General features: G+C 71.5%; 17 protein-coding genes and 1 tRNA gene. 14 read left to right on the top strand and 4 right to left on the bottom strand.

Features of this window, described 5'->3' with window-relative positions; genetic code table 11:
- Window positions 1-6: 6 nt before the first annotated feature.
- On the bottom strand, window positions 7-780 hold the full coding sequence (locus ACE3TE_RS01005) for an SDR family NAD(P)-dependent oxidoreductase (protein WP_374601360.1): 774 nt from the start codon (window positions 778-780) through the stop codon (window positions 7-9).
- 64 nt (window positions 781-844) lie between these two features.
- Window positions 845-1,249 (bottom strand): group III truncated hemoglobin, encoded by a 405-nt coding sequence (locus tag ACE3TE_RS01000; protein WP_374601359.1) that lies wholly within the window; start codon window positions 1,247-1,249, stop codon window positions 845-847.
- Window positions 1,250-1,357: 108 nt separating this feature from the next.
- Here ACE3TE_RS01000 and ACE3TE_RS00995 point away from each other — a divergent pair, with 108 nt between their 5' ends.
- The 7 genes from ACE3TE_RS00995 (at window position 1,358) to ACE3TE_RS00965 (ending at window position 6,852) form a co-directional block, all read left to right on the top strand.
- Complete coding sequence (locus ACE3TE_RS00995) at window positions 1,358-1,705, top strand: DUF6522 family protein (RefSeq protein ID WP_374601357.1); 348 nt, start codon at window positions 1,358-1,360, stop codon at window positions 1,703-1,705.
- Between the two features lie 60 nt (window positions 1,706-1,765).
- Entirely contained in the window at window positions 1,766-2,761 is a 996-nt protein-coding gene (dusA, locus tag ACE3TE_RS00990; protein WP_374601355.1) for a tRNA dihydrouridine(20/20a) synthase DusA, read from the top strand.
- A 36-nt stretch (window positions 2,762-2,797) separates the two neighbouring features.
- Complete coding sequence (locus ACE3TE_RS00985) at window positions 2,798-3,286, top strand: YbhB/YbcL family Raf kinase inhibitor-like protein (RefSeq protein WP_374601353.1); 489 nt, start codon at window positions 2,798-2,800, stop codon at window positions 3,284-3,286.
- Entirely contained in the window at window positions 3,283-4,194 is a 912-nt protein-coding gene (locus ACE3TE_RS00980) for an arginine deiminase-related protein (RefSeq protein WP_374601351.1), read from the top strand. The genes ACE3TE_RS00985 and ACE3TE_RS00980 overlap by 4 nt, the downstream gene beginning before the upstream one ends.
- Window positions 4,195-4,323: 129 nt before the next feature.
- A complete protein-coding gene (locus ACE3TE_RS00975; RefSeq protein ID WP_374601349.1) occupies window positions 4,324-4,722 on the top strand; it encodes a hypothetical protein in 399 nt (132 codons plus the stop codon).
- A 54-nt stretch (window positions 4,723-4,776) separates the two neighbouring features.
- Window positions 4,777-5,457, top strand: coding sequence for a response regulator transcription factor (locus ACE3TE_RS00970; RefSeq protein ID WP_188659815.1), 681 nt, complete (start codon window positions 4,777-4,779; stop codon window positions 5,455-5,457).
- 45 nt (window positions 5,458-5,502) lie between these two features.
- Window positions 5,503-6,852, top strand: a complete 1,350-nt coding sequence (locus tag ACE3TE_RS00965; protein WP_374601475.1) for an ATP-binding protein — start codon at window positions 5,503-5,505, stop codon at window positions 6,850-6,852.
- A 63-nt stretch (window positions 6,853-6,915) separates the two neighbouring features.
- On the opposite strand, the gene ACE3TE_RS00960 is transcribed toward ACE3TE_RS00965, so the two are convergent.
- Together ACE3TE_RS00960 and ACE3TE_RS00955 are read right to left on the bottom strand one after the other, a co-directional pair.
- Complete coding sequence (locus tag ACE3TE_RS00960) at window positions 6,916-7,677, bottom strand: zinc-dependent peptidase (protein WP_374601347.1); 762 nt, start codon at window positions 7,675-7,677, stop codon at window positions 6,916-6,918.
- A gap of 46 nt (window positions 7,678-7,723) precedes the next feature.
- Window positions 7,724-7,978 carry a hypothetical protein gene (locus ACE3TE_RS00955; RefSeq protein WP_374601345.1) on the bottom strand — a complete coding sequence of 85 codons (255 nt, stop codon included), beginning with the start codon at window positions 7,976-7,978 and terminating at the stop codon, window positions 7,724-7,726.
- Between the two features lie 154 nt (window positions 7,979-8,132).
- Here ACE3TE_RS00955 and ACE3TE_RS00950 point away from each other — a divergent pair, with 154 nt between their 5' ends.
- The 7 genes from ACE3TE_RS00950 (at window position 8,133) to ACE3TE_RS00920 (ending at window position 19,180) form a co-directional block, all read left to right on the top strand.
- Window positions 8,133-9,944, top strand: coding sequence for a DegV family protein (locus ACE3TE_RS00950; RefSeq protein WP_374601344.1), 1,812 nt, complete (start codon window positions 8,133-8,135; stop codon window positions 9,942-9,944).
- Between the two features lie 43 nt (window positions 9,945-9,987).
- Window positions 9,988-10,599: a glycerol-3-phosphate 1-O-acyltransferase PlsY gene (plsY, locus tag ACE3TE_RS00945; RefSeq protein WP_374601342.1), complete on the top strand. Its 612-nt coding sequence runs from the start codon at window positions 9,988-9,990 to the stop codon at window positions 10,597-10,599.
- Window positions 10,596-11,561, top strand: a complete 966-nt coding sequence (gene birA, locus ACE3TE_RS00940) for a bifunctional biotin--[acetyl-CoA-carboxylase] ligase/biotin operon repressor BirA (protein WP_374601340.1) — start codon at window positions 10,596-10,598, stop codon at window positions 11,559-11,561. Before plsY ends, birA begins: the two co-directional genes overlap by 4 nt.
- Window positions 11,558-12,310 (top strand): type III pantothenate kinase, encoded by a 753-nt coding sequence (locus ACE3TE_RS00935; RefSeq protein ID WP_374601338.1) that lies wholly within the window; start codon window positions 11,558-11,560, stop codon window positions 12,308-12,310. The genes birA and ACE3TE_RS00935 overlap by 4 nt, the downstream gene beginning before the upstream one ends.
- Complete coding sequence (locus ACE3TE_RS00930) at window positions 12,307-12,963, top strand: SPOR domain-containing protein (RefSeq protein ID WP_374601336.1); 657 nt, start codon at window positions 12,307-12,309, stop codon at window positions 12,961-12,963. The genes ACE3TE_RS00935 and ACE3TE_RS00930 overlap by 4 nt, the downstream gene beginning before the upstream one ends.
- A gap of 33 nt (window positions 12,964-12,996) precedes the next feature.
- A tRNA-Thr gene (locus ACE3TE_RS00925) sits at window positions 12,997-13,072 on the top strand.
- A gap of 18 nt (window positions 13,073-13,090) precedes the next feature.
- Window positions 13,091-19,180, top strand: a complete 6,090-nt coding sequence (locus ACE3TE_RS00920) for a PAS domain S-box protein (protein ID WP_374601334.1) — start codon at window positions 13,091-13,093, stop codon at window positions 19,178-19,180.
- Window position 19,181: the final 1 nt, after the last annotated feature.

Raw genomic sequence — 19,181 nt, 5'->3', positions numbered from 1 at the left:
GCGGTTTCAGCGCGCGGTGTAACCGCCGTCGATCGCCAGCTCCGCGCCGGTGACGAACTTCGATTCGTCCGAGGCCAGGTAAACGACGCCCCAGGCGATGTCGTCGACGTCGCCCATGTGTCCCAGCGGATGCAGGTTGCCCACGTCGCGGCGGGCGGCATCGATGTCGGTGGCCCCGCTGGCCTGCAGGTGGTGTTCGACCATCGGCGTCCAGATGAATCCGGGGTGCACCGAATTCACCCGGATGCGGTCGGCGGCGTAACACAGCGCGTCGGTCTTGCTCATCAGGCGCACCGCGCCCTTGGAGGCGTGGTAGGCGGGAATGTCGGCCGCGCCGACCAGTCCATAGATCGACGAAAGATTGATGATGCTGCCGCCGCCTGCGGCCCGGAGGTGCGGGATGGCGTGCTTGCAGCAGAACAGCACGCCCTTGACGTTCACCGCCTGCACCTTGTCCCACTCGGCCTCGGTGATCTCGTGCGTGAGCTTGGTGGAGCCGGAGATGCCGGCGTTGTTGACCACCACGTGCACGCCGCCGAATTCCGCCGCGGCTTCGTCCACGGCCTTCTTGACCGCCGCTTCGTCGGTGACGTCGACGTGCCAGTAGCGGGCCCGGCCGCCGCGTTCGCGGATGGCCGCGGCGACGGCTTCGCCTTCGGCGTCATGAAGGTCGAACAGGGCGACCGCGCCGCCTTCTTCGGCCAGGCGTTCGGCGCAGGCGCGGCCGATGCCCAGCGCAGCGCCGGTGACGATGCAGGTTTTGCCTTTCACGCGATCCATGGTCTTGCTCCGTGGCGGGGAGAAGCCAGTTTGCGCCGATCACCGGGCGGTGTTTTGACGCAGGTCAGTCCGCGCGCAGGGGAAGGCCCAGGTCGCGGCTGCCGGGTCGGATGCCGAGGCCGTACTGCAGGCTTTCGCCGATGCGCTCGGCGTAGGACTGCAGCGTTCGGGCTGCGTCGGGTTCGAACACCTCGGCCGTGGTTTCGCGCCACAGCTGCAGCCAGCGGGTGAAATGGGCCGCGGTGATGCCCGGCTGGGCCCGGTGGGCGGCCATCGGGTTGCCGCGGAAGCTGCGCGTGCCCAGGGCCACCGAGGACCAGAACGAGGTCAGCAGCTGCTTGTGTTCCGGCCAGTCGTGCACGGCCGCGTTGAAAACCGGGCCCAGCGTCGGGTCGGCGCGGACCTTGTCGTAGAAGCGGTCGACGAGGACGGCGAGCGAGGCTTCGTCGAGGGTGTGCGTGCGATCCATGCCGCCATGGTAGCGGCCGGCGGACGGCGGGCCCTGTCCGCGGGCTGACCCAGGTCAGGGAAACCCCGGTTCGGGGGCGGGAGGATGGGACCCTCGGAGGACCCCGCCATGACCAACATCGACTGGAACGATTTCGACTCCCATGCGCTCAGCGGCGTTGCCGAGGCGCTGGATGCCGCCGGCGTGGACCTGTCGCCGCCGGACTGCCCGTCGGAACAGCCCGGTGCCCCGGGGCCGGTTGAGGTCGACGCCGTGCTGGTGGCCGAGGGCCTGGGCCTCGACCCGGCCCAGGTGCCGGCGATGGTGGCCGACCGCCGCATCGCCACGCTGTGCGAACGGGGCGTTGGTGAGGACGCGGGCCTGTTCCGGTTCACCTTCTACTTCGGCAAGCAGCGCTTCCGGCTGGTCACGGATGACCGGGGCAGGCCGGCGGCAGCGGGTTCCGGCCCGGCCTGAGGCGGGGCTTGCCCGGCATCGGGCGTGTATCCTTCGCGGCGCCACGAAATACGAGTCGTCATGCCGCGCCAGCCCCACGATCCCGCCACGCACGGACTGTCCGTCGCCCCGATGATGGACTGGACGGACCGGCATTGCCGCGTCTTCCACCGCCTGCTGGCGCCGCACGCGCGCCTGTACACCGAAATGGTGCACGCGCAGGCGGTGATCCACGGCGACCGCGAGCGCCTGCTGGGTTTCGACCCGGTCGAACACCCGGTCGCGCTGCAGCTCGGCGGCTCCGATCCCGCGCACCTGGCCGAGGCGACCCGGATCGGCGCCGACTGGGGCTACGACGAGGTCAACCTCAACGTCGGCTGCCCGTCCGACCGCGTGCAGGCCGGGCGCTTCGGCGCCTGCCTGATGAAGGAGCCGGCCCTGGTCGCCGACGCCGTGGCGGCGATGATCGCCGCCGCGCCGGCGCACGTACCGGTCACCGTGAAGTGCCGGCTCGGCGTGGACGAGATGCAGGACTACGCGGTCTTCCGCGCCTTCGTCGACAGCGTCGCGGCGGCCGGCTGCACGCACTTCGTCGTGCACGCGCGCAAGGCCTGGCTGCAGGGCCTTAGCCCGAAGGAAAACCGCGAAATCCCGCCGCTTCGCTACGACTGGGTGTTCCGGCTCAAACGCGAGCGGGCCGACCTGCGCATCGAGATCAACGGCGGCCTGGCCACCGTCGAGGACGTGCTGTCGGTGCTGCCCGGCGTGGATGGCGTGATGATCGGTCGCGCCGCCTACCACGAACCCTTTCGCCTGCACCTGATGGACCGCGCGCTGTATGCGCCGGCCGAGCCGCCGCGGACCCGCCAGGAACTGCTCGAAGCGATGCGCCCGTACGTGGAGCGCTGCCTGTCGCGCGGCATCGCGCTCAAGCACCAGTCGCGGCACTGGCTGGGCCTGTTCCACGGCCAGCCCGGCGGCCGCATTTTCCGGCAGGTGCTCAGCGAAGGCGCGCCGCGTCCGGGCGCCGACTGGTCGCTGGTCGAACGTGCGCTCGCGGCTACCCAAGGCGGCTAGCATGGCCGCTCCATCCCGCCCACGGAGGATCCTGCGATGACCTTCAAACTCAGCTCCGCCAGTTTCCAGGACGGCGACACCCTGCCGGACCTGCACGTCAAGGCCATGGGCGACACTTCGCCGCAGCTGCGCTGGACCGGCGCGCCGGAAGGCACGAAAAGTTTCGCGATCACCTGCTTCGATCCCGATGCACCGACCGGTTCCGGCTTCTGGCACTGGACCGTCGCCAACCTGCCGGCGGACACCAGCGAACTGCCGGCCGGCGCGGGCGCGCCCGACGGCCGCGACCTGCCCGCCGGCGCCGTGCAGGGCCGCACCGACTTCGGTCGCCCGGGTTACGGCGGCGCCGCGCCGCCGCCGGGCCACGGCCGCCACCGCTACATCTTCACCGTGTTCGCGGTCGACACCGAACGCCTGGACGTGGGCCCGGAGGATTCCGGCGCCGTGTTCGGCTTCAACCTGCATTTCCATACCCTGGCCAAAGCCTCGATCACGGCGACCTACGAAAACCGGAGCGAAGGGTGATCACCCGCGATCCCCGCGCCTTCGTGGAATTCGCGCGCGGCCTGGCGCCCGACTTCGGGCCGGCCTGCGCACGCGCGGCCTTCCTGGTCGCCCCCGACGGCTTCGCCCTCGCCGAACAGTCGGCCAGCGACAACGCCTACATGGACCTGTCGGTGGCTGTCGATCCGGCGCGGGCGTCGGCGCAGCACCGCGGTCTGCAGTCGGCGCTGGCGCAGGACCTGCCGGTGGTGTGCTTCCCGGGCGATCCGGCGGCGCCCGATGGCCTGTTTCCGAACAATGTCTTCGCCACCGGGCCAGGCCGGCTGCTGGTCGGGCGCATGCGCCACCCGGTGCGCCAGCGCGAGGCCGAGCGGCCCGACATCCGCGGCTTTTTCAGCGGCCTGCTGGGTTATGAAGAAATCGACCTTCGCCGGCAGCCGGGCGTATGCGAGCTCACCGGCTCGGCGGTGATCGACCGCGCCCGCGGACTCGCCTTCGCCGGCCTGGGCGAACGCTGCGACGAGGCCGGTGCGCGGGCGCTGCATGCGGCGCTGGGCCTGCGCGGCACCCTGCTGTTCGACCTGGCCGCCGGCGAATACCACACTAACGTGGTGATGAGCGTGCTGGCGGGGCGGGCGCTGGTGGTGGCGCCCTCGGGTTTCGCGGACCGCGCCGTCGCGGACGCCCTGGCGGAGATCTACGCGCCCCACGTGCTGGTGCTGGCGCCGGCGCAGAAGGCGGCCTTCGCCGGCAACTGCATCGCGCTGCGCCCCGACCGGGTGCGCATGAGCGCCGCGGGCGCCGCGGCCCTGTCCGCCGGCCAGCGGACCGGCCTGGCCGACGCGGGCTTCGAACTGGCCCCCGTGCCCCTGGACGAGATCGAGAAGGCCGGCGGCTCGCTGCGCTGCTGCGTGGCGGAAATTTACTGACAGCGCGGCATTGTTCAGGTACAAGTTATTGACGTACTTAGGGTTCATACCGGATTCACCGCCCGGCAACCAGACTCTCCCCCGTCTTCCGGCTAGCCGGTCCCGCCACTCGGAGCTATCCTCCCGCCGATGCTGAACGCCCTTCGCCCCCTGCTGCTGATCGCCTCCCTCGCGCTGGCTTTGCCCGCGCTGGCGGAAGAGGCGCGCACCCAGCGCGCCGAGGTCGGCGAACGCATCCGCGAGGTCGAACGCGACGGCGGCCGGGTGCTGCGCGCCGAGCGCATGCAGCGCGGCGGCGAAGACGTTTACCGCATCAAGGTGCTGACCCCGGAAGGCCGCGTGCGCGTGCTGCACGACCGCCGCCCGGCCCAAGCCAGCCCGCCGCCCCGCAGCGACCGCCGCAGCATCGACCGCCGCAGCCTGATGCTGCGCGACCATGCCCGGCGCAGCCCCGCGCCGCGTCCGGTAGGCCCCCAAACCGAAGCCCGCAAGCCCGCTGCCCGCGCAGCCCGCAACGGCGACGACTGAACCCTGTCCCGGCGGTCCCCGCGTGGGGCCGTCCCCCCTGCTGAAGGAGACGCCATGCGCGTACTGCTGGTCGAGGATGAAGCCCCCCTGCGTGAAACCCTTGCCGCGCGACTCAAGCGCGAGGGTTTCGCCGTGGATACCGCCGGCGACGGCGAAGAAGGCCTGTACCACGGCAAGGAAGTGCCGTTCGACATCGCCGTGATCGACCTGGGCCTGCCCAAGATGTCCGGCATGGACCTGGTGAAGGCGCTGCGCGAGGCCGGCCAGAAGTTCCCGATCCTCATCCTGACCGCGCGTTCGAGCTGGCAGGACAAGGTCGAAGGCCTCAAGTCCGGCGCCGACGACTACCTGGTCAAGCCCTTCCACGTCGAGGAGCTGCTGGCGCGCATGAATGCGCTGCTTCGCCGCGCCGCCGGCTGGTCCAAGCCCACGCTCGACTGCGGCCCGGTGCGCCTGGACCTTTCCGCCCAGACCGTCAGCGTCAACGGCTCCGGCGTCGACCTGACCAGCTACGAGTACAAGGTGCTCGAGTACCTGATGCTGCACGCGGGCGAGCTGGTGTCCAAGGCCGACCTCACCGAGCACATCTACCAGCAGGATTTCGACCGCGATTCGAACGTGCTCGAAGTCTTCATCGGCCGCCTGCGCAAGAAGCTCGACCCGGAAGGCGAGATCAAGCCGATCGAGACCGTACGCGGCCGCGGCTACCGTTTCGCCATCCCGCGCGACGAGTAAGGCGGCGTGCGCGCCTGGCGCACGCTGTCGCTGCAGGCCCGGCAAATGCTGGCGGCCAGCCTTGCGCTGGTCGCCTTCCTTGGTTTCACCGGCCTGGCCCTGGACCGCGCCTTCGTGGCGACGGCCCAGTACGCGCTGCGCGAGCGCCTGGCGAATTTCGCCAATGCCTACATCGGCGGCAGCGAATTCGACCGCAACCGGTCCTTCATCACCCCGGAAATCCCGCCCGACGCGCGCCTGCTCGAACCCAAGAGCGGCCTGTACGCCAACATCCGCGGCGAAGGCGTCACCTGGGACTCCGCTTCCACGCTGGGCCGGTCGATGCCGCCCATGGAGCTGCTGGCGCCGATGGAGCGCCGCTTCGAAGGCCCGCTGACCATCGTCGATTCCGACGGCCTCGAGAACGCCGTCTACGCGTATTCCTTCGGCCTGATCTGGGAGTCGGCGACCGGCGACATCCCGCTGACGCTGAGCGTCTTCGAAGACGCCCAGCAGATCGAGGACCAGGTGCGCATCTACCGGCGCGCGCTGTGGAGCAACCTGCTGCTCGCCGCGCTGCTGCTGATGATGGTGCAGCTGCTGGTGCTGCGCTGGAGCCTGCTGCCGCTGCGCAACGTCGAGCGCGAACTGGCGCGCGTGCGCCAGGGCGAATCGCAGCAGCTGTCGGAGCGCCATCCGCGCGAACTCGAGTCGATCACCCGGTCCATCAACTCGCTGATCGAAAGCGAGCGCACCCATCTCGAGCGCAGCCGGAACACGCTGTCGGACCTGGCGCACAGCCTCAAGACGCCGCTGGCGGTGCTGCGCTCGCGGCTTGACGCCGACGCCGACCACGAGCAGCTGCGCGCGGAAGTCGCTGCCCAGGTGCAGCGCATGAACGAGATCGTGTCCTACCAGCTCACCCGCGCCGCGCGCACCGGCCACGCCCTGTACTCGGCGCCGATCGAGATCGAGCCGCGCGCCGAGGAGATCGTCGCCGGGCTGGAGAAGGTCTACGCCGGCCGCGGCGTGCTGTGCGAGTTCGAGATCGACCCGGCGGCGCGTTTCCACGGCGAACTGGGCGACCTGCAGGAGTTGCTGGGCAACCTGCTGGAAAACGCCTTCAAGTGGGCCGACAAGCGCGTGCTGCTGATCGTGTCGGTCGAGGCCGCACCGCCCGACCGCCGCCCGGGCGTGAACTTCACCGTGGACGACGACGGCCCCGGCATTCCCGCCGAAAAGGTCGACCGCCTGCTGCAGCGTGGCGTGCGCGGCGACGAACGCGTGCACGGCCACGGCATCGGCCTGGCGATCGTGCAGGACATCGTCACCGCCTACCACGGCGAGCTGCGCGTCACGCGCGCGCCCGAGCTCGGCGGCGCCCGCTTCGCCGTGCGCATCCCGCCGGCGTTCTAGAAATGCTCTGTGGGAGGGACTTCAGTCGCGACGCCTTTCGGGACCGAAGTCCCTCCCACAAATTCAGCCGGGAATCGGCGAGTCGCCGTAGAAGCGCTGCAGGTGCGCGGCGACCGCCGGCATTTCCTGCTTGAGCAGCGCCGGCGCGCTGAAGTGGTATTCGCTGGCGACGGCGAAAAACTCCTCCGGCGCCTCGGCGGCATAAGCATCGATGGGCGTCTGTTCGCCCCGGTCGACGCGCGCGCAGAAGGTGTCGTAGGCCGCCTGGAAATCACGCGCCCATTCGCGCTGCCACGCCGCCGGCAGCGGCGGCGTGCCGTCCATCGCGCCGTCGAGGAAGTCGATCTTGTGCGCCATCTCGTGCACGACCAGCTGGTAACCCGCCTCGGGGTCGGCCAGGTCGGCCTGCACGTCGTCCCAGCTCAGCACCAGCGGGCCGAGGTCCCAGGATTCACCGGCCAGCTCGTCCACCCATTCGGCGACCACGCCGGTGTCCTCGTCGTGGTGGCGCCGGTGCACGCGGAAGGCGCCGGGATACACCAGCACCTGCTTCCAGCCGTGCAGGCCCTCGGCGCCGAACTCGATCAGGGGCAGGCAGGCCAGGCAAGCCAGCTGCAGGCGCTGGCGTTCGTCCAGTTCCAGGCCCTGCAGCGGCGTAATGGTCTTTTCGCCGAGGAAACGCGCGGCCAGGGCGTGCAGGCGCTGCAGTCGCCCCGGCGCCAGGCGGTCGAGGAAGGGCAGGGACAGCTGGAGTTTGGCGATCTGCGCCTCCGACAGGGACGGCGGCGCGGCGGCGGCGCGCAGACGGCGCAGCAGTGACTTCATGTGCGCGTTCCGCGCGGCCGGCGACGGCGCGGCAAGCCGCCTGCGCTCAGCGGATCATGCCGGGCAGCAGCGAGTTCCATCGCGGTGTCGGGCGACCGGAGGCGGCGCCGCTGCGCGGACGCACAGGCGAGGTGGCGCCCGGCGTGGTTGCGGGTTCGGCCGCCGCCGCTTCGGCCGGCTTCTCGGCCGCACCGGCCGACTTTGCGCAGGTGCCCGGGTCGGTTTCAGCGGGCGTGGCTTCGGCGGCCTGCACCGCGGCGGTCGCGAAGAGGAGGCTGAGGCTGAGCACGATCCGGAGCATGGGCGACACCTGCAGGACGGGACACCCCGATGGATGCGTCGGGGTGCCGAAAGGTTGCCGCCGATTCTACCCGGCCCGGGAGCCGCCGCCAGTGCCGGTTCTGCGGCGCTGCAGCATGGACAAGCCGTCGGCTTCGGGCAGACTCCGGCGGCACATGAACGCCGCCACCCTGTCCTTTCCGCAGCCGCTTATACGTGGCCCCGCCCTTCGCCGCGCGCTGATCGCCGGTGCCCGCCGGGTCATCGCCCAGCGCGAGATGCTCAACAAGATCAACGTGTTCCCGGTGCCCGACGGCGACACCGGCAGCAACCTGGCCTTCACCCTCGGCGGCGTGCTGACCGGCGCGCTGAGCCGGCGCGGGCAGGGTGCCGGCGACCTGCTGCGGCGGGTGGGCGAAGACGCGGTGGACGGGGCGCGCGGCAATTCCGGCGCGATCCTGGCCCAGTTCCTCACCGGCGTGGCCGAAGCGGCCGGCGATGCCCGCGCGCTGGAGGCCGCGACCCTGGCCCGCGCCGTGCGGGCCGGCGCCACGTCGGCGCGGCAGGCCCTTTCGGACCCGAAGGAAGGCACGATCCTGAGCGTCATCAGTGCGTTCGCCGATGGCCTGGAGCCGGCGGCCGACGGCGACCTGGCGACCTGGTTCCGCCGTGCGCTCGAGCGCAGCCGCAAGGCCCTGGCGGCGACGCCGACCCAGCTGGCCGTCCTGGCCCGGGCCGGCGTGGTCGACGCCGGCGCCCAGGGCTTCGTCGACCTGCTCGAAGGCATCCACGATTTCATCGCCTCCGGCGCCGTCGACGCCAGCGGGGTGGCCGAGGAGCTGCCCGGTGACCTCGAGGCCGCCGAAGCCCACGGCGAACTGGCCGACGCCGATCCCGAACACCGCTGGTGCAGCGAATGCCTGCTGGTCGGCGAAGGCCTGGACCGCGCCGGCCTGCGCGCAGCGGTGGGCGAACTCGGCGCGTCCTGCGTGGTGATCGCCGGCAGCAGCTCGCGCCTTCGCCTGCATGCCCACGTGGCCGAGCCCAGCCAGCTGTTCGACGTCGCCGGCCGCTTCGGCCGGGTCGAAGGCGCCAAGGCCGACGACATGCACGCGCAGGCGCGCACCGCCGCCGGTGCCGCCGGCGTCGCGGTCATCACCGACAGCGCGGCCGACCTGCCCGCGGACGAGATGCGCCGGCTCAACGTGCACATGGTGCCGGCGCGGGTGAACTTCGGCGACCAGGATTACCTGGACAAGGTCGGGCTCTCGACCGCCGAGTTCTATCGCAAGCTGCGCACCGAACTGGTGCTGCCCCGGACCAGCCAGCCGCCGCCGGGTGATTTCCGCAGGCAGTTCGAGTTCCTGCTCTCGCATCATCGCGAACTGGTTTACGTGGGCCTGTCGCGCGCGGTGTCCGGCACGCTGCAGTCGGCCGAAACCGCGGCCCAGCGGGGCCATCCCGACCGCACCCACGTCTTCGACACGGGCAACGCCTCGGCCGGCGAAGGTCTGCTGGTGATGCGCGCGGCCGAGATGGCCGCGGACGGCGCCGGGTCGGCGCAGATCCTGGCGGAGCTGGCCCGGCTCAAGCCGCTGACGCTGACCTGGGCGCTGGCCCGCGACATCAGCCACGCGGTGCGCGGTGGCCGCATCCCGGCCTGGGCCAGGGGGCCGGTGGAGTGGCTGGGCCTGACGCCGATCGCGAAGGTCAAGCCCAGCGGCCGGCTGGGCGTGGTGGGCGGGCTGTTTGGCAAGGACCGCGTGCCCGAACGCTACGCGGCCTATGTCGCGCGCCGTGTGCCGGCGGGCACGCGGCTGCGCCTCCTGGTGGGTCACTGCGACGCCGCGGAAGACGGCCAGCGCCTGCTCGACGCGCTGCGCGAGCGGCTGGCGCCGGAGGCGTCGTGGCTGGTGGAAACGGGTTCGGCGATCGGCGCGCACGCCGGGCCGGGCGCACTGGTGGTTTCCGTGCAGCCTGTCGATTAGGCGGCGACTGACGGCCACGCAGGGCGTGGCCCATAATGCCGGCATGCCCATCGTTTTGATCCTTCTCGTCGCCTACCTGCTCGGCTCGCTGTCCGGCAGCCTGCTGCTGGGCAAGCTGCGCGGCGTCGACATCCGCCAGCTGGGCAGCGGCAACGCCGGCGGCACCAACGCACTGCGCACCCAGGGCTGGAAGTTCGCCCTGGGCACGGTGCTGGTGGACGTGGGCAAGGGCGCGCTCGCGGCCTGGCTGGCGCTTCGCTTCGGCGGCGACGTCGGCTGGCTGCCCTATGCGGCTGCGGCTGCGGCGGTGCTAGGCCACGTGTACCCGGTCTTCCACGGCTTCCGCGGCGGCAAGGGTGCCGGCACGCTGGTCGGTGCGCTGCTGGTGCTGTGGCCGCTGGGCGTGCTGGTGATGATCGGTGCCTGGCTGCTGGTGCTGGTGGCCAGCGGATATGTAGGCCTGTCCACCGTGCTGGCCGGCGCCACCCTGGTGCCGCTGGCGCTGGCCACCGGTGCCGGCCCGGCGCGGCTGGTGTTCGCGATCGCCGTCGCGCTGTTCCTGGTGTTCACCCACCGCAGCAACCTGGCCCGCCTGCGTGCCGGCACCGAGCCGCGGTTCGAACGCGCGCGCCTGCTGCGCCGGAGCCGGGCATGAGCGACCAGGCGCTGCTGGCGCGCCTCGCCCGCGGGCCAGCCTCGGGCGCGGCGCTGGCAGCGGAGCTCGGCATCACCCGCAGCGCGGTGTGGAAGCGCATCGAGTCGCTGCGTGCCGCCGGCGTGGATGTCGCCGCGACGCCGGGCCGGGGCTACGCGCTCGCACGCACCCCCGACCTGCTCGACGCCGAGAAGATCCAGGCTGCGCTGGCGCCGGCCACGCGCGAGCGGCTGGCCGGGCTGGAACTGCATTTCGACATCGATTCGACCAATGCCGAGGCCCTGCGCCATCCGGCGCCGGCCACCGGCGTGCAGGCCTGGCTGGCCGAACGACAGACCGCCGGCCGCGGGCGGCGCGGCCGCACCTGGGTGTCGCCGCTGGCCGCTCACGTCTACCTGAGCCTTTCGCGCCGCTTCGACGCCGGCATCGGCGCCCTGCAGGGCCTGAGCCTGGCCGTCGGTGCCGCCACGGCCGAAGTGCTGCACGCGAAGGGCTTCCCCCAGGTCGGCCTGAAATGGCCCAATGACCTGCTGGCCGACGGCCGCAAGCTCGGCGGCATCCTGGTCGAACTGCGCGGCGACGCCGCCGGCCCGCTGCACGTGGTCGTGGGGCTGGGCCTGAACGTGGCGATGCCGGCCCCGGCGGCCGCAGGCATCGACCAGCCCTGGTGCGACCTCGCGTCGCTGGCGCCGAATCCGCCGGGCCGCAGCGAACTCTGCGCAGGCCTGCTCGACGCGCTGGTGCCGCTGCTGGCCGACTACGAAAACGCGGGCCTGAAACCCTGGCAGGCGACCTGGTCGCGGCTGGACCTGCTGGCGGGCCGCCCGGTGCGGCTTGAGGAAGGCGGGCGTTCGATCGATGGCATCGCGCTCGGCATCGACGGCGAGGGCGCGCTGCGCCTGCGCACCGCCGACGGCGAGCGCCGCTGCCACGCCGGCGAAACGAGCCTGCGCGCCGCATGAACTGGCTGCTCGACCTCGGCAATTCCCGCCTGAAGGTGGCCGCCTGGCCGCGCAGCGGCAAGCTTGGTCCGGTGCAGGCCTGGTCGCACGGCGCCACCGATTTCCCGGGTACGCTGCAGCCCTGGCTCGACCAACTGCGCCCGGGCGACACCTGCTGGCTGGCCTCGGTCGCCGGCTCCGAGGTCACCGCCGCGGTGGCCGAACAACTGGCCCGCCACGGCTGCCCGGCCCAGCGCGCACGCACGCTGCCGGAAGCGGCCGGCGTGCGCATTGCCTACGCCGAACCGTCGCGGCTTGGCGTGGACCGGTTCCTGGCCCTGCTGGGCGCGCATGCGCGCGGGCCGGGCCCCTGGCTGCTGGTTTCCGCCGGCAGTGCGCTGACGGTGGACCTGCTGGACGCCGACGGCCTTCACCGCGGCGGAGTGATCGCGCCCAGTCCCGAACACATGCGCGCGGCCCTGGCCTCGCGGTTCCCGGCCCTGGCCTATGCCGGCGGCGAAGCGCAGGCCTTCGCCACCGACACCGCCGATGCCCTGGCCGGCGGCAGCCTGGGCGCGGCCGCCGGCCTGGTCGAACGCAGCCATCGCGAAGCCACGCGCCTGCTGGGACAGGCGCCGACGGTGCTGCTGGGCGGCGGGGGCGGCGCAAGGCTGGCCGAAGCCCTTGAGCTGCAGGTCGTGGAGGCGCCGGCGCTGGTGCTGGAAGGACTGGCCGTTTATGCCGCCGAAACGGGAGCCGCGTCCGCATGATCACCCGCAGCCTCGTGGTGCTGCTTGCCTGCATGAACCTGGCCGTGGGCCTGTGGTGGTTCCTGCACCGGGTTCCCGCTGGCGAGACGCCGCCGCCGCTCGAAAACGGCGTGGGCGGGCTCGTGCTGCTCGGCGAGGCCGAGGCCCCGGCCTCGCCGGATGCGGCCGAACTGGCCGGCGTGCCGGTGCCGATGCCCGAACAGCCCGTGTGCCTGAGCCTGGGTCCGTTCGGCACGCCGGCGGAACTGCGCGCGGCGATGAATGCGCTGACGCCGCTGGCCGCGCGCATCCAGTACCGTGAACTGCCCGCGACCGAAGTGCGCGGCTACCGCGTTTTCCTGCCGGCCGCGGCCAGCCGCGAGCAGGCGCTGGCCGCGGCCCGCCAGCTGGCCGCGCGGGGCGTGCGCGACTATTACGTGGTGACCGCCGGCGACCAGGAAAACACCGTCTCGCTCGGCCTTTTCAATGAACTGGCCAATGCCGAGAAGCGCCGCGAGGAAATCGCCGCCCAGGGCTTCGGTGCGCAGCTCGAGCCACGCACCGAACAGGCCACGCAGTGGTGGATCGACCTGGTCGCGGAGCCGGGGCTGGACTGGGCGGCCGCGCTGGGCCAGCCCCGCGGCGTCGAGGCCCGCGTCGCCGAGTGCGACTAGCGCCGCGCGCAACCGGCTAGAATCCCCCGGAACGCCGGCTTAGCTCAGCAGGCAGAGCAACCGCCTTGTAAGCGGTAGGTCCCCGGTTCGATTCCGGGAGCCGGCACCAGGGAGACCCGCATCACGCATGGGGAGTGATCGCATCGGGAACCAGGCCACGCCAGCCGCCGTTTCGCGCGGCGAACGCGTCGTGATCGCGCTGGCGTTCCTGCCGCTGTTGGTCGCGCTGGCCGAGTGGCTGTTCCTCGATGCTGCGCTGCCCCCGGGCTGGCCCGGTGCACTGTCGCTGCTGGCGCCGCTGCTGGCCGGCGCCGGCGTGTTTTTCCGGGCCGACCGCCGGGGCTGGATGCTGCCCGCCTGGGCCGTGGCCTTCGCCAGCCTGGCGGTGCTCTGGCTGGCCTGGCCGATGCCGGACGGGCAAAGCCTGCGCAGCCCGGCACCCTGGCTGGCCGCGATGGCCGCGGCGATCGGCGTCGGCGCCCGGATCGGCGGCGTGGCGCCGGCGGTCGGCGTGGTGGCCCGGTCGCTGGGGGGCTTCCTGGTGGCGCTGGCCGGCCTGTCGCTGGTGGCCGTCATCGACGACTCCCCGAAGGGCACGCTCGCCCTGGGCCTGGGTTCGATCCTTGCCTACGCGGCGCTGGGTACCTGGCTGATGGCGCGCGACCTCGAGCCGGGCCCGTTCCGGACCCTGCGGTTTTGCACCGCCCTGCTGGCGGGCCTGGCCCTGCTGGTGATGACGGGTTGGTTCCTGCACGTTCCCTACATCGTGCAGGGAGGCACCCAGTACGTGCCGATGCAGTTCAACAGCGCGGTCTGCGCGCTGCTGGTCGCCGCCGCGCTGCGCCTGCTCGCCGCCGGCCGGCGCAACCTGGCGCTGCTGCCGCTGGCGCCGGTCGTCATCTTCTGCACCGCCAGCCTGCTCGAGGAATACGCCGGACTGGTGCTCGGGGCCGGCGAGTGGCTGGTGCAGCACGGCATCGTGGCCGAAGGCGTGGTGCCGGGGCGGATGGCGCCCAATACCGCCACCGCCTTCCTCCTGGCCAGTTTCGGCATCGTGCTGGCACCGGCCGGTGGCAAGGGCAGCCCGGCACGCTGGTCGGCGACCTGGGCCTGCGGGTTCGTGATCTCGATGATCGCGCTGATCGTGCTGGCCGGTTACCTGATGCAGGTCCCGGTGCTGCGCGGCTGGGGCGCCTACACGCCGATGGCGTTGATGACTGCCATTGCGCTGCTGCTGATCGGCGTGGCCCTGGGGGCCGGGGGCTCCGAATATCGCCGGGCGCTGAGCCAGCGCGCCGGCTGGGTGCCACTGGTCGTGGCCGCGGCGGCCATCGGCGTGTCGCTGATGGTGTGGTTTGCGATCGACCGCGACCAGGCCACGCGCCGCGAGGCCGTGCTGCAGCGCCAGTCGGACCTGGTCGAGCAGGCGATGCAAAGTGGCATCCGGGATCGCAGCAATGAGCTGCGGCGCATGGCGCTGCGCATGGTCGATGCCGCCGACGCGACGGACCGGGCGGCCTTGTTCGACCTCGATGCCGAGATCTACCTGCGGGACTTCCCCGCCTTCGTCACCCTGATCTGGACGGACCAGCAGGCCCGGGTGCTGCGGCAGCGCAGCCGGCCGGGCGAGGGCGTGGACGTGCTGGGGCGTTCGCTCGACTTCGACCCGATTCGCGAGCGTCTGTTCGAGCAGGTGCGGCGCGACGGCGAGGTCGGCGAGTCGCCGCCGGTGGCGCTGCTCGATGGCGGCACGGGTGAACTGCTGGTCGCGCCGCTGTCGCGCGGCGGCGAATTGCAGGGTTTCCTGGTCGCGGTGGTGAAGTACGAGGAGCTGTTCGCCCGCGTCCTCGGCAACGCTGCGCCGGACAACGCGCTGGAGCTGCGCCATGGCAGCGATCTGCTCTACGCACGCGGCACGCCGCCGCCCGGCACCGAGGCCCTGGTCCGGCCGATCGAAGGCGCGGGCGCGACGCTGGAACTGCGGCTGTGGCCCGATGCCGCCGAGTCCACGGCGCTGGCCAACGTGCTGCTGTTCACCGGCCTGATCACCGGCGGCCTGGTGGCCCTCGCCCTGCGCCTGGCCGGCCTGGCCCGCGAGCGGGCCGAGGTGGCGGAGCGCCGCGGGCGCGAACTGGCCGACCAGGTGGAGGCCGCCCAGCGCGCCAGCCTCGCGCTGGAAGAGGCCGAGCAGGAGCTGTCCTCGGTTTTCGAAAGCATCAGCGATGCCTTCTACACGCTCGACCGGGACTGGCGTTTCGTCTTCGTCAACCCACGCGCCGAACAGATGATGCAGAAGCCGCGCGCGGAACTGGTCGGCAACCGCGTCTGGGAGGTCTTTCCCGAAGCACGCGGCACCGTGATCGAACACAAGTTCCGCGAAGCGGTGAACGAAGGCGTCGCGGTCGAGTTCGAGGTGTACTTCCCGCCGCTGGACCGCTGGTTCATCGCCCGCTGCTATCCGCACCCGCAGGGCCTGGCGGTGTATTTCCAGGACATCTCCGACCGCAAGCTCGCCGAGGCGGCGGCCCGGCAGGCGCGCGCCGCATCCGAACGCGCCCAGCGCATGGCGCGCCTGGGCAGCTGGGAACAGGACCTGGCCAGCGGCGAACTGCACCTGTCGAAGGAAGCGGAATCGATCTTCGGCCTCGGCCCGGGCCAGGCGATCCGCAGCTTCCCTGAATTGCTCAAGCGCGTGCACTTCGAGGACCGCAACCGGCTCGAACAGGCCCGTCACCGGCTCCATGCCGGCCAGGACGCCGACCTGGAAGTCGAGTACCGCATCCTGCATCCCGACGGCGAGACCCGGCAGGTCCGCGAGCTGGGCACCCTGGTGCGCAATGCCGCCGGCGAACCGGTCGCCGCCTCGGGTGCGATCCAGGACACCACCGACCAGCAGCACGCGGAAAACGCCCTGCGCGAACTGTCGCGGCGCCTGGAGCAGTCGCTGGTGATGAACCGGCTGGTGCTGGAGAACTCGCTGGACGTGATCTGCGTGCTCGACGCCAACGGCCGATTCACCCAGGTGTCGACCGCCTCGGAATCGGTCTGGGGTTATGCGCCGGGCGAACTGGTGGGGCGCGCGCACTTCGACCTGGCGCATCCGGACGACCGGGCCCACACCCTGCGCGAAGGCGCCGCAGTCCTGGCCGGGCGGCCGACGGTGGATTTCCGCAACCGGGTGGTGCGCAAGGACGGGCGCGTGGTGGCCATGCAGTGGTCGGCGGTGTGGTCGGCCCGCGACCGGATGATGTTCGCCATCGCCCGTGACGTCACCGAGGCGACCCGCCAGTCGGAGGCGCTGCACCAGGCGAAGGCGGCCCTGCAGCTGGCGCAGACGGTCGCCCGCATGGGCGCCTGGGAATTCGACATCATCGCGAACCAGCTTTACTGGTCTGACGAGGTTTACCGGCTTTTCCAGGTCGCGCCCGAGGAGTTCGAGGGCACCTTCGAGGCCTTCGCCGCCCGCGTCCACCCGGACGACCTGGACCTGCTGCAGCAGGCGCAGGCGCGGACGCTGGCCGGCAAGGGCGACCTGGACGTCGAACACCGCATCGTGCTGCCCGACGGCAGCCTGGGTTACGTGCACGAGCGCGCCCAGCTGCTGCGCGACGACCAGGGCCGGCCCTGGAAGCTGGCCGGCAGCGTCCAGGACATCACCGGGCGCAAGCGCGCCCAGTCGCTGGAAGACGGCAAGCGCCGCATCCTGGCGGCGATCGCTGCCCGCCGCCCGCTGGGCGAGAACCTGATGGCGCTGGTGCGGCTTGCCGAGCGGCAGATGCCGGGTGCCTTCGGTTCGGTGCTGCTGCTCGACGAAACCGGTGAGCACGTGCGGGTCGGCGCGGCGCCCAACCTGCCCGCCGAATACAACGCCGCCATCCACGGGCTCGCGATCGGCCCGGCCGCGGGCTCCTGCGGCACCGCGGCCTTCCGCGGTGAAAGGGTGGTCGTGTCCGACATAAACAACGACCCGCTGTGGACGGATTACGTGTCGCTGGCGCAGCCGCACGGGCTCAGGGCCTGCTGGTCGACCCCGGTCAAGGCCTCCGATGGCCGCGTCGTGGCCACCTTCGCCATTTACTACCGCGAGGTGCGAGAACCCTTTGAATCCGACCTGGAGCTGATCGACGGGCTTGCGGCGCTTTGCGCGGTCGCTATCGAGCACGACGCCGCCTTCCAGTCGATCGCGACCGGACAGCAGCGCTTCCGTTCGCTCTTCGACGAACATCCCGACGTCGTGTATTCGCTGGACCTCGCGGGCCGCTTCACCGAGGTCAACGAACAGTTCCAGCGCGTGGCCGGTCTGCGCCCCGATGGCATCCTGGGCCGGCCCTTCGACGAACACGTGCTCGACACCGAGCGCGAGGTGGTCCGCGCCCATTTCGAGGCGGCCACCCACGGCGAGGCGCGCAGCTACGAGATGACCGCGGTGGCCGAGGACGGGCGCCGGGTCGAGATGCGGGTGACCAACCTGCCGATCATCGTGGACGGCCGGGTGACCGGCGTGTTCGGCATCGCCCAGGACATCAGCGTGCTGCGCAAGCACCAGCGCGAACTCTCGGACGCGCTCGACGCCGCCGAAAACCTCAGCCAGCAGCTGCACCGGCTCAGCGAAGCCTCGATTTCGGTCAACCGCGACCTGGACGAGGAAACGCTGTACCAGCAGCTCGTGGAGCGGGCGCGCGAGATCATCGGCGCGCACCAGTCCCTGGTCAGCGTGGCGGCCACCGACGGCGGCGGCCAGCTGCTCACGGCGTTCTCGCTGTCGGACAAGTACGCGCGCTGGCGCGAATACGATGCACCCATCGACGGCAGCGGCATCTATTCGCTGGTCGGCGAAACCCAGCTGCCGATGCGCATGACCCAGGCCGAGCTCGAGGCGCATCCGCGCTGGAGCAACTTCGGCGCCGAATCGCAGCGGCATCCGCCGATGCGCGGCTGGCTGGCGGTGCCGATGGTGGGCAGCGACGGCCAGACCCTGGGCATCCTGCAGCTGAGCGACAAATACCGCGGCGAGTTCAGCGAAGAGGACGAACAGGTGGCGCTGCAGTTCTCGCAGATGGCGGTGATCGCCATCGAGCGCGCACGCCTGCTGGCCAAGCTGCAGGTGCGCGACCGCTTCTTCGAGATGTCGCTGGAAGTCTTCGTGGTCTACGACCCCACCACCGGGCGCTGGGTGCAGGTGAACCAGATGCTGGCCGACATCACCGGCTACACCCGGGAGGAACTGTGCTCGCGGCCGATCATCGACTACATCCATCCCGACGACGCGGCCGCCACGCGCGACCGCTCGCGCAGCCTCGGCCAGGGCGAGAAGGTGAACCTGAGCTTCGTCAACCGCTACGTCTGCCGCGACGGCAGCGTGCGCTGGATGGAGTGGATGTCGGCGCCCTCCACCGACGGCCTGGTCTATGCCGTCGGCCGCGACATCACCCAGCGCCTGCAGGCCGAGGCCACCCTGCGCCAGACCCTGGCCGACCTCAATGCCCGCAACCGGGAACTGCAGGATTTCGCCTTCATCGCCTCGCACGACCTGCAGGAGCCGCTGCGCAAGATCCGCGCCTTCGCCGACCGCCTGCAGCAGCGGCACGCCGCCTCCCTGGCCGACGAGGCCCGGGACTATCTCGACCGCACCAGCCAGGCGGCCAACCGGATGCAGGTGCTGATCAACGACCTGCTGGCCTATTCGCGCGTCGCCGCGCGCGGCAAGCCGTTCACCCAGGTGAAGCTCGACGGCGTGATGGCCGGGGTGCTCGACGACCTCGAGGCCAGCCTCGAGGCCAGCGGTGGCCGGGTCGAGGCCGGCCCGCTGCCGACGATCGAGGCCGATGCCACGCAGATGCGCCAGCTGTTCCAGAACCTGCTCTCGAACGCGCTGAAATTCCGCTCCCCGGACCGGGCGCCGGTGGTTCACGTGAGCGCCGAAGCCGAGTCCGGTGTGGACGGTCCGGGCTGGATCCTGCGTTTCCAGGACAATGGCATCGGTTTCGAGCCCCGCCACGCCGAGAAGGTCTTCGCGCCCTTCCAGCGGCTGCATGCGCGCCAGGAGTACGACGGCACCGGCATCGGCCTGGCCATCGTGCGCCGGATCGTCGAACGGCACCGGGGCACGATCCATGCCGAGGGACGTCCGGGCGAGGGCTCGACCTTCGTCATCCGCCTGCCGCAGCGGCAGCCGGCCGGTCCGGCCGGGCTGGCGAACCCGCTCTCGGACCCGTAGA

The sequence above is a fragment of the Arenimonas sp. genome, from assembly GCF_041919775.1.
GTDB lineage: Bacteria > Pseudomonadota > Gammaproteobacteria > Xanthomonadales > Xanthomonadaceae > Arenimonas.
Note: the sequence above shows the minus strand (reverse complement) of the source record. Positions and strands in the feature narration are given on the sequence as shown.

Coding starts and splice junctions, on each gene's coding strand:
- ACE3TE_RS01005 (WP_374601360.1), bottom strand. CDS start 780: ATGGATCGCGTGAAAGGCAAAACCTGCATCGTCACCGGCGCTGCGCTG.
- ACE3TE_RS01000 (WP_374601359.1), bottom strand. CDS start 1,249: ATGGATCGCACGCACACCCTCGACGAAGCCTCGCTCGCCGTCCTCGTC.
- ACE3TE_RS00995 (WP_374601357.1), top strand. CDS start 1,358: ATGACCAACATCGACTGGAACGATTTCGACTCCCATGCGCTCAGCGGC.
- dusA (WP_374601355.1), top strand. CDS start 1,766: ATGCCGCGCCAGCCCCACGATCCCGCCACGCACGGACTGTCCGTCGCC.
- ACE3TE_RS00985 (WP_374601353.1), top strand. CDS start 2,798: ATGACCTTCAAACTCAGCTCCGCCAGTTTCCAGGACGGCGACACCCTG.
- ACE3TE_RS00975 (WP_374601349.1), top strand. CDS start 4,324: ATGCTGAACGCCCTTCGCCCCCTGCTGCTGATCGCCTCCCTCGCGCTG.
- ACE3TE_RS00970 (WP_188659815.1), top strand. CDS start 4,777: ATGCGCGTACTGCTGGTCGAGGATGAAGCCCCCCTGCGTGAAACCCTT.
- ACE3TE_RS00965 (WP_374601475.1), top strand. CDS start 5,503: ATGCTGGCGGCCAGCCTTGCGCTGGTCGCCTTCCTTGGTTTCACCGGC.
- ACE3TE_RS00960 (WP_374601347.1), bottom strand. CDS start 7,677: ATGAAGTCACTGCTGCGCCGTCTGCGCGCCGCCGCCGCGCCGCCGTCC.
- ACE3TE_RS00955 (WP_374601345.1), bottom strand. CDS start 7,978: ATGCTCCGGATCGTGCTCAGCCTCAGCCTCCTCTTCGCGACCGCCGCG.
- ACE3TE_RS00950 (WP_374601344.1), top strand. CDS start 8,133: ATGAACGCCGCCACCCTGTCCTTTCCGCAGCCGCTTATACGTGGCCCC.
- plsY (WP_374601342.1), top strand. CDS start 9,988: ATGCCCATCGTTTTGATCCTTCTCGTCGCCTACCTGCTCGGCTCGCTG.
- birA (WP_374601340.1), top strand. CDS start 10,596: ATGAGCGACCAGGCGCTGCTGGCGCGCCTCGCCCGCGGGCCAGCCTCG.
- ACE3TE_RS00935 (WP_374601338.1), top strand. CDS start 11,558: ATGAACTGGCTGCTCGACCTCGGCAATTCCCGCCTGAAGGTGGCCGCC.
- ACE3TE_RS00930 (WP_374601336.1), top strand. CDS start 12,307: ATGATCACCCGCAGCCTCGTGGTGCTGCTTGCCTGCATGAACCTGGCC.
- ACE3TE_RS00920 (WP_374601334.1), top strand. CDS start 13,091: ATGGGGAGTGATCGCATCGGGAACCAGGCCACGCCAGCCGCCGTTTCG.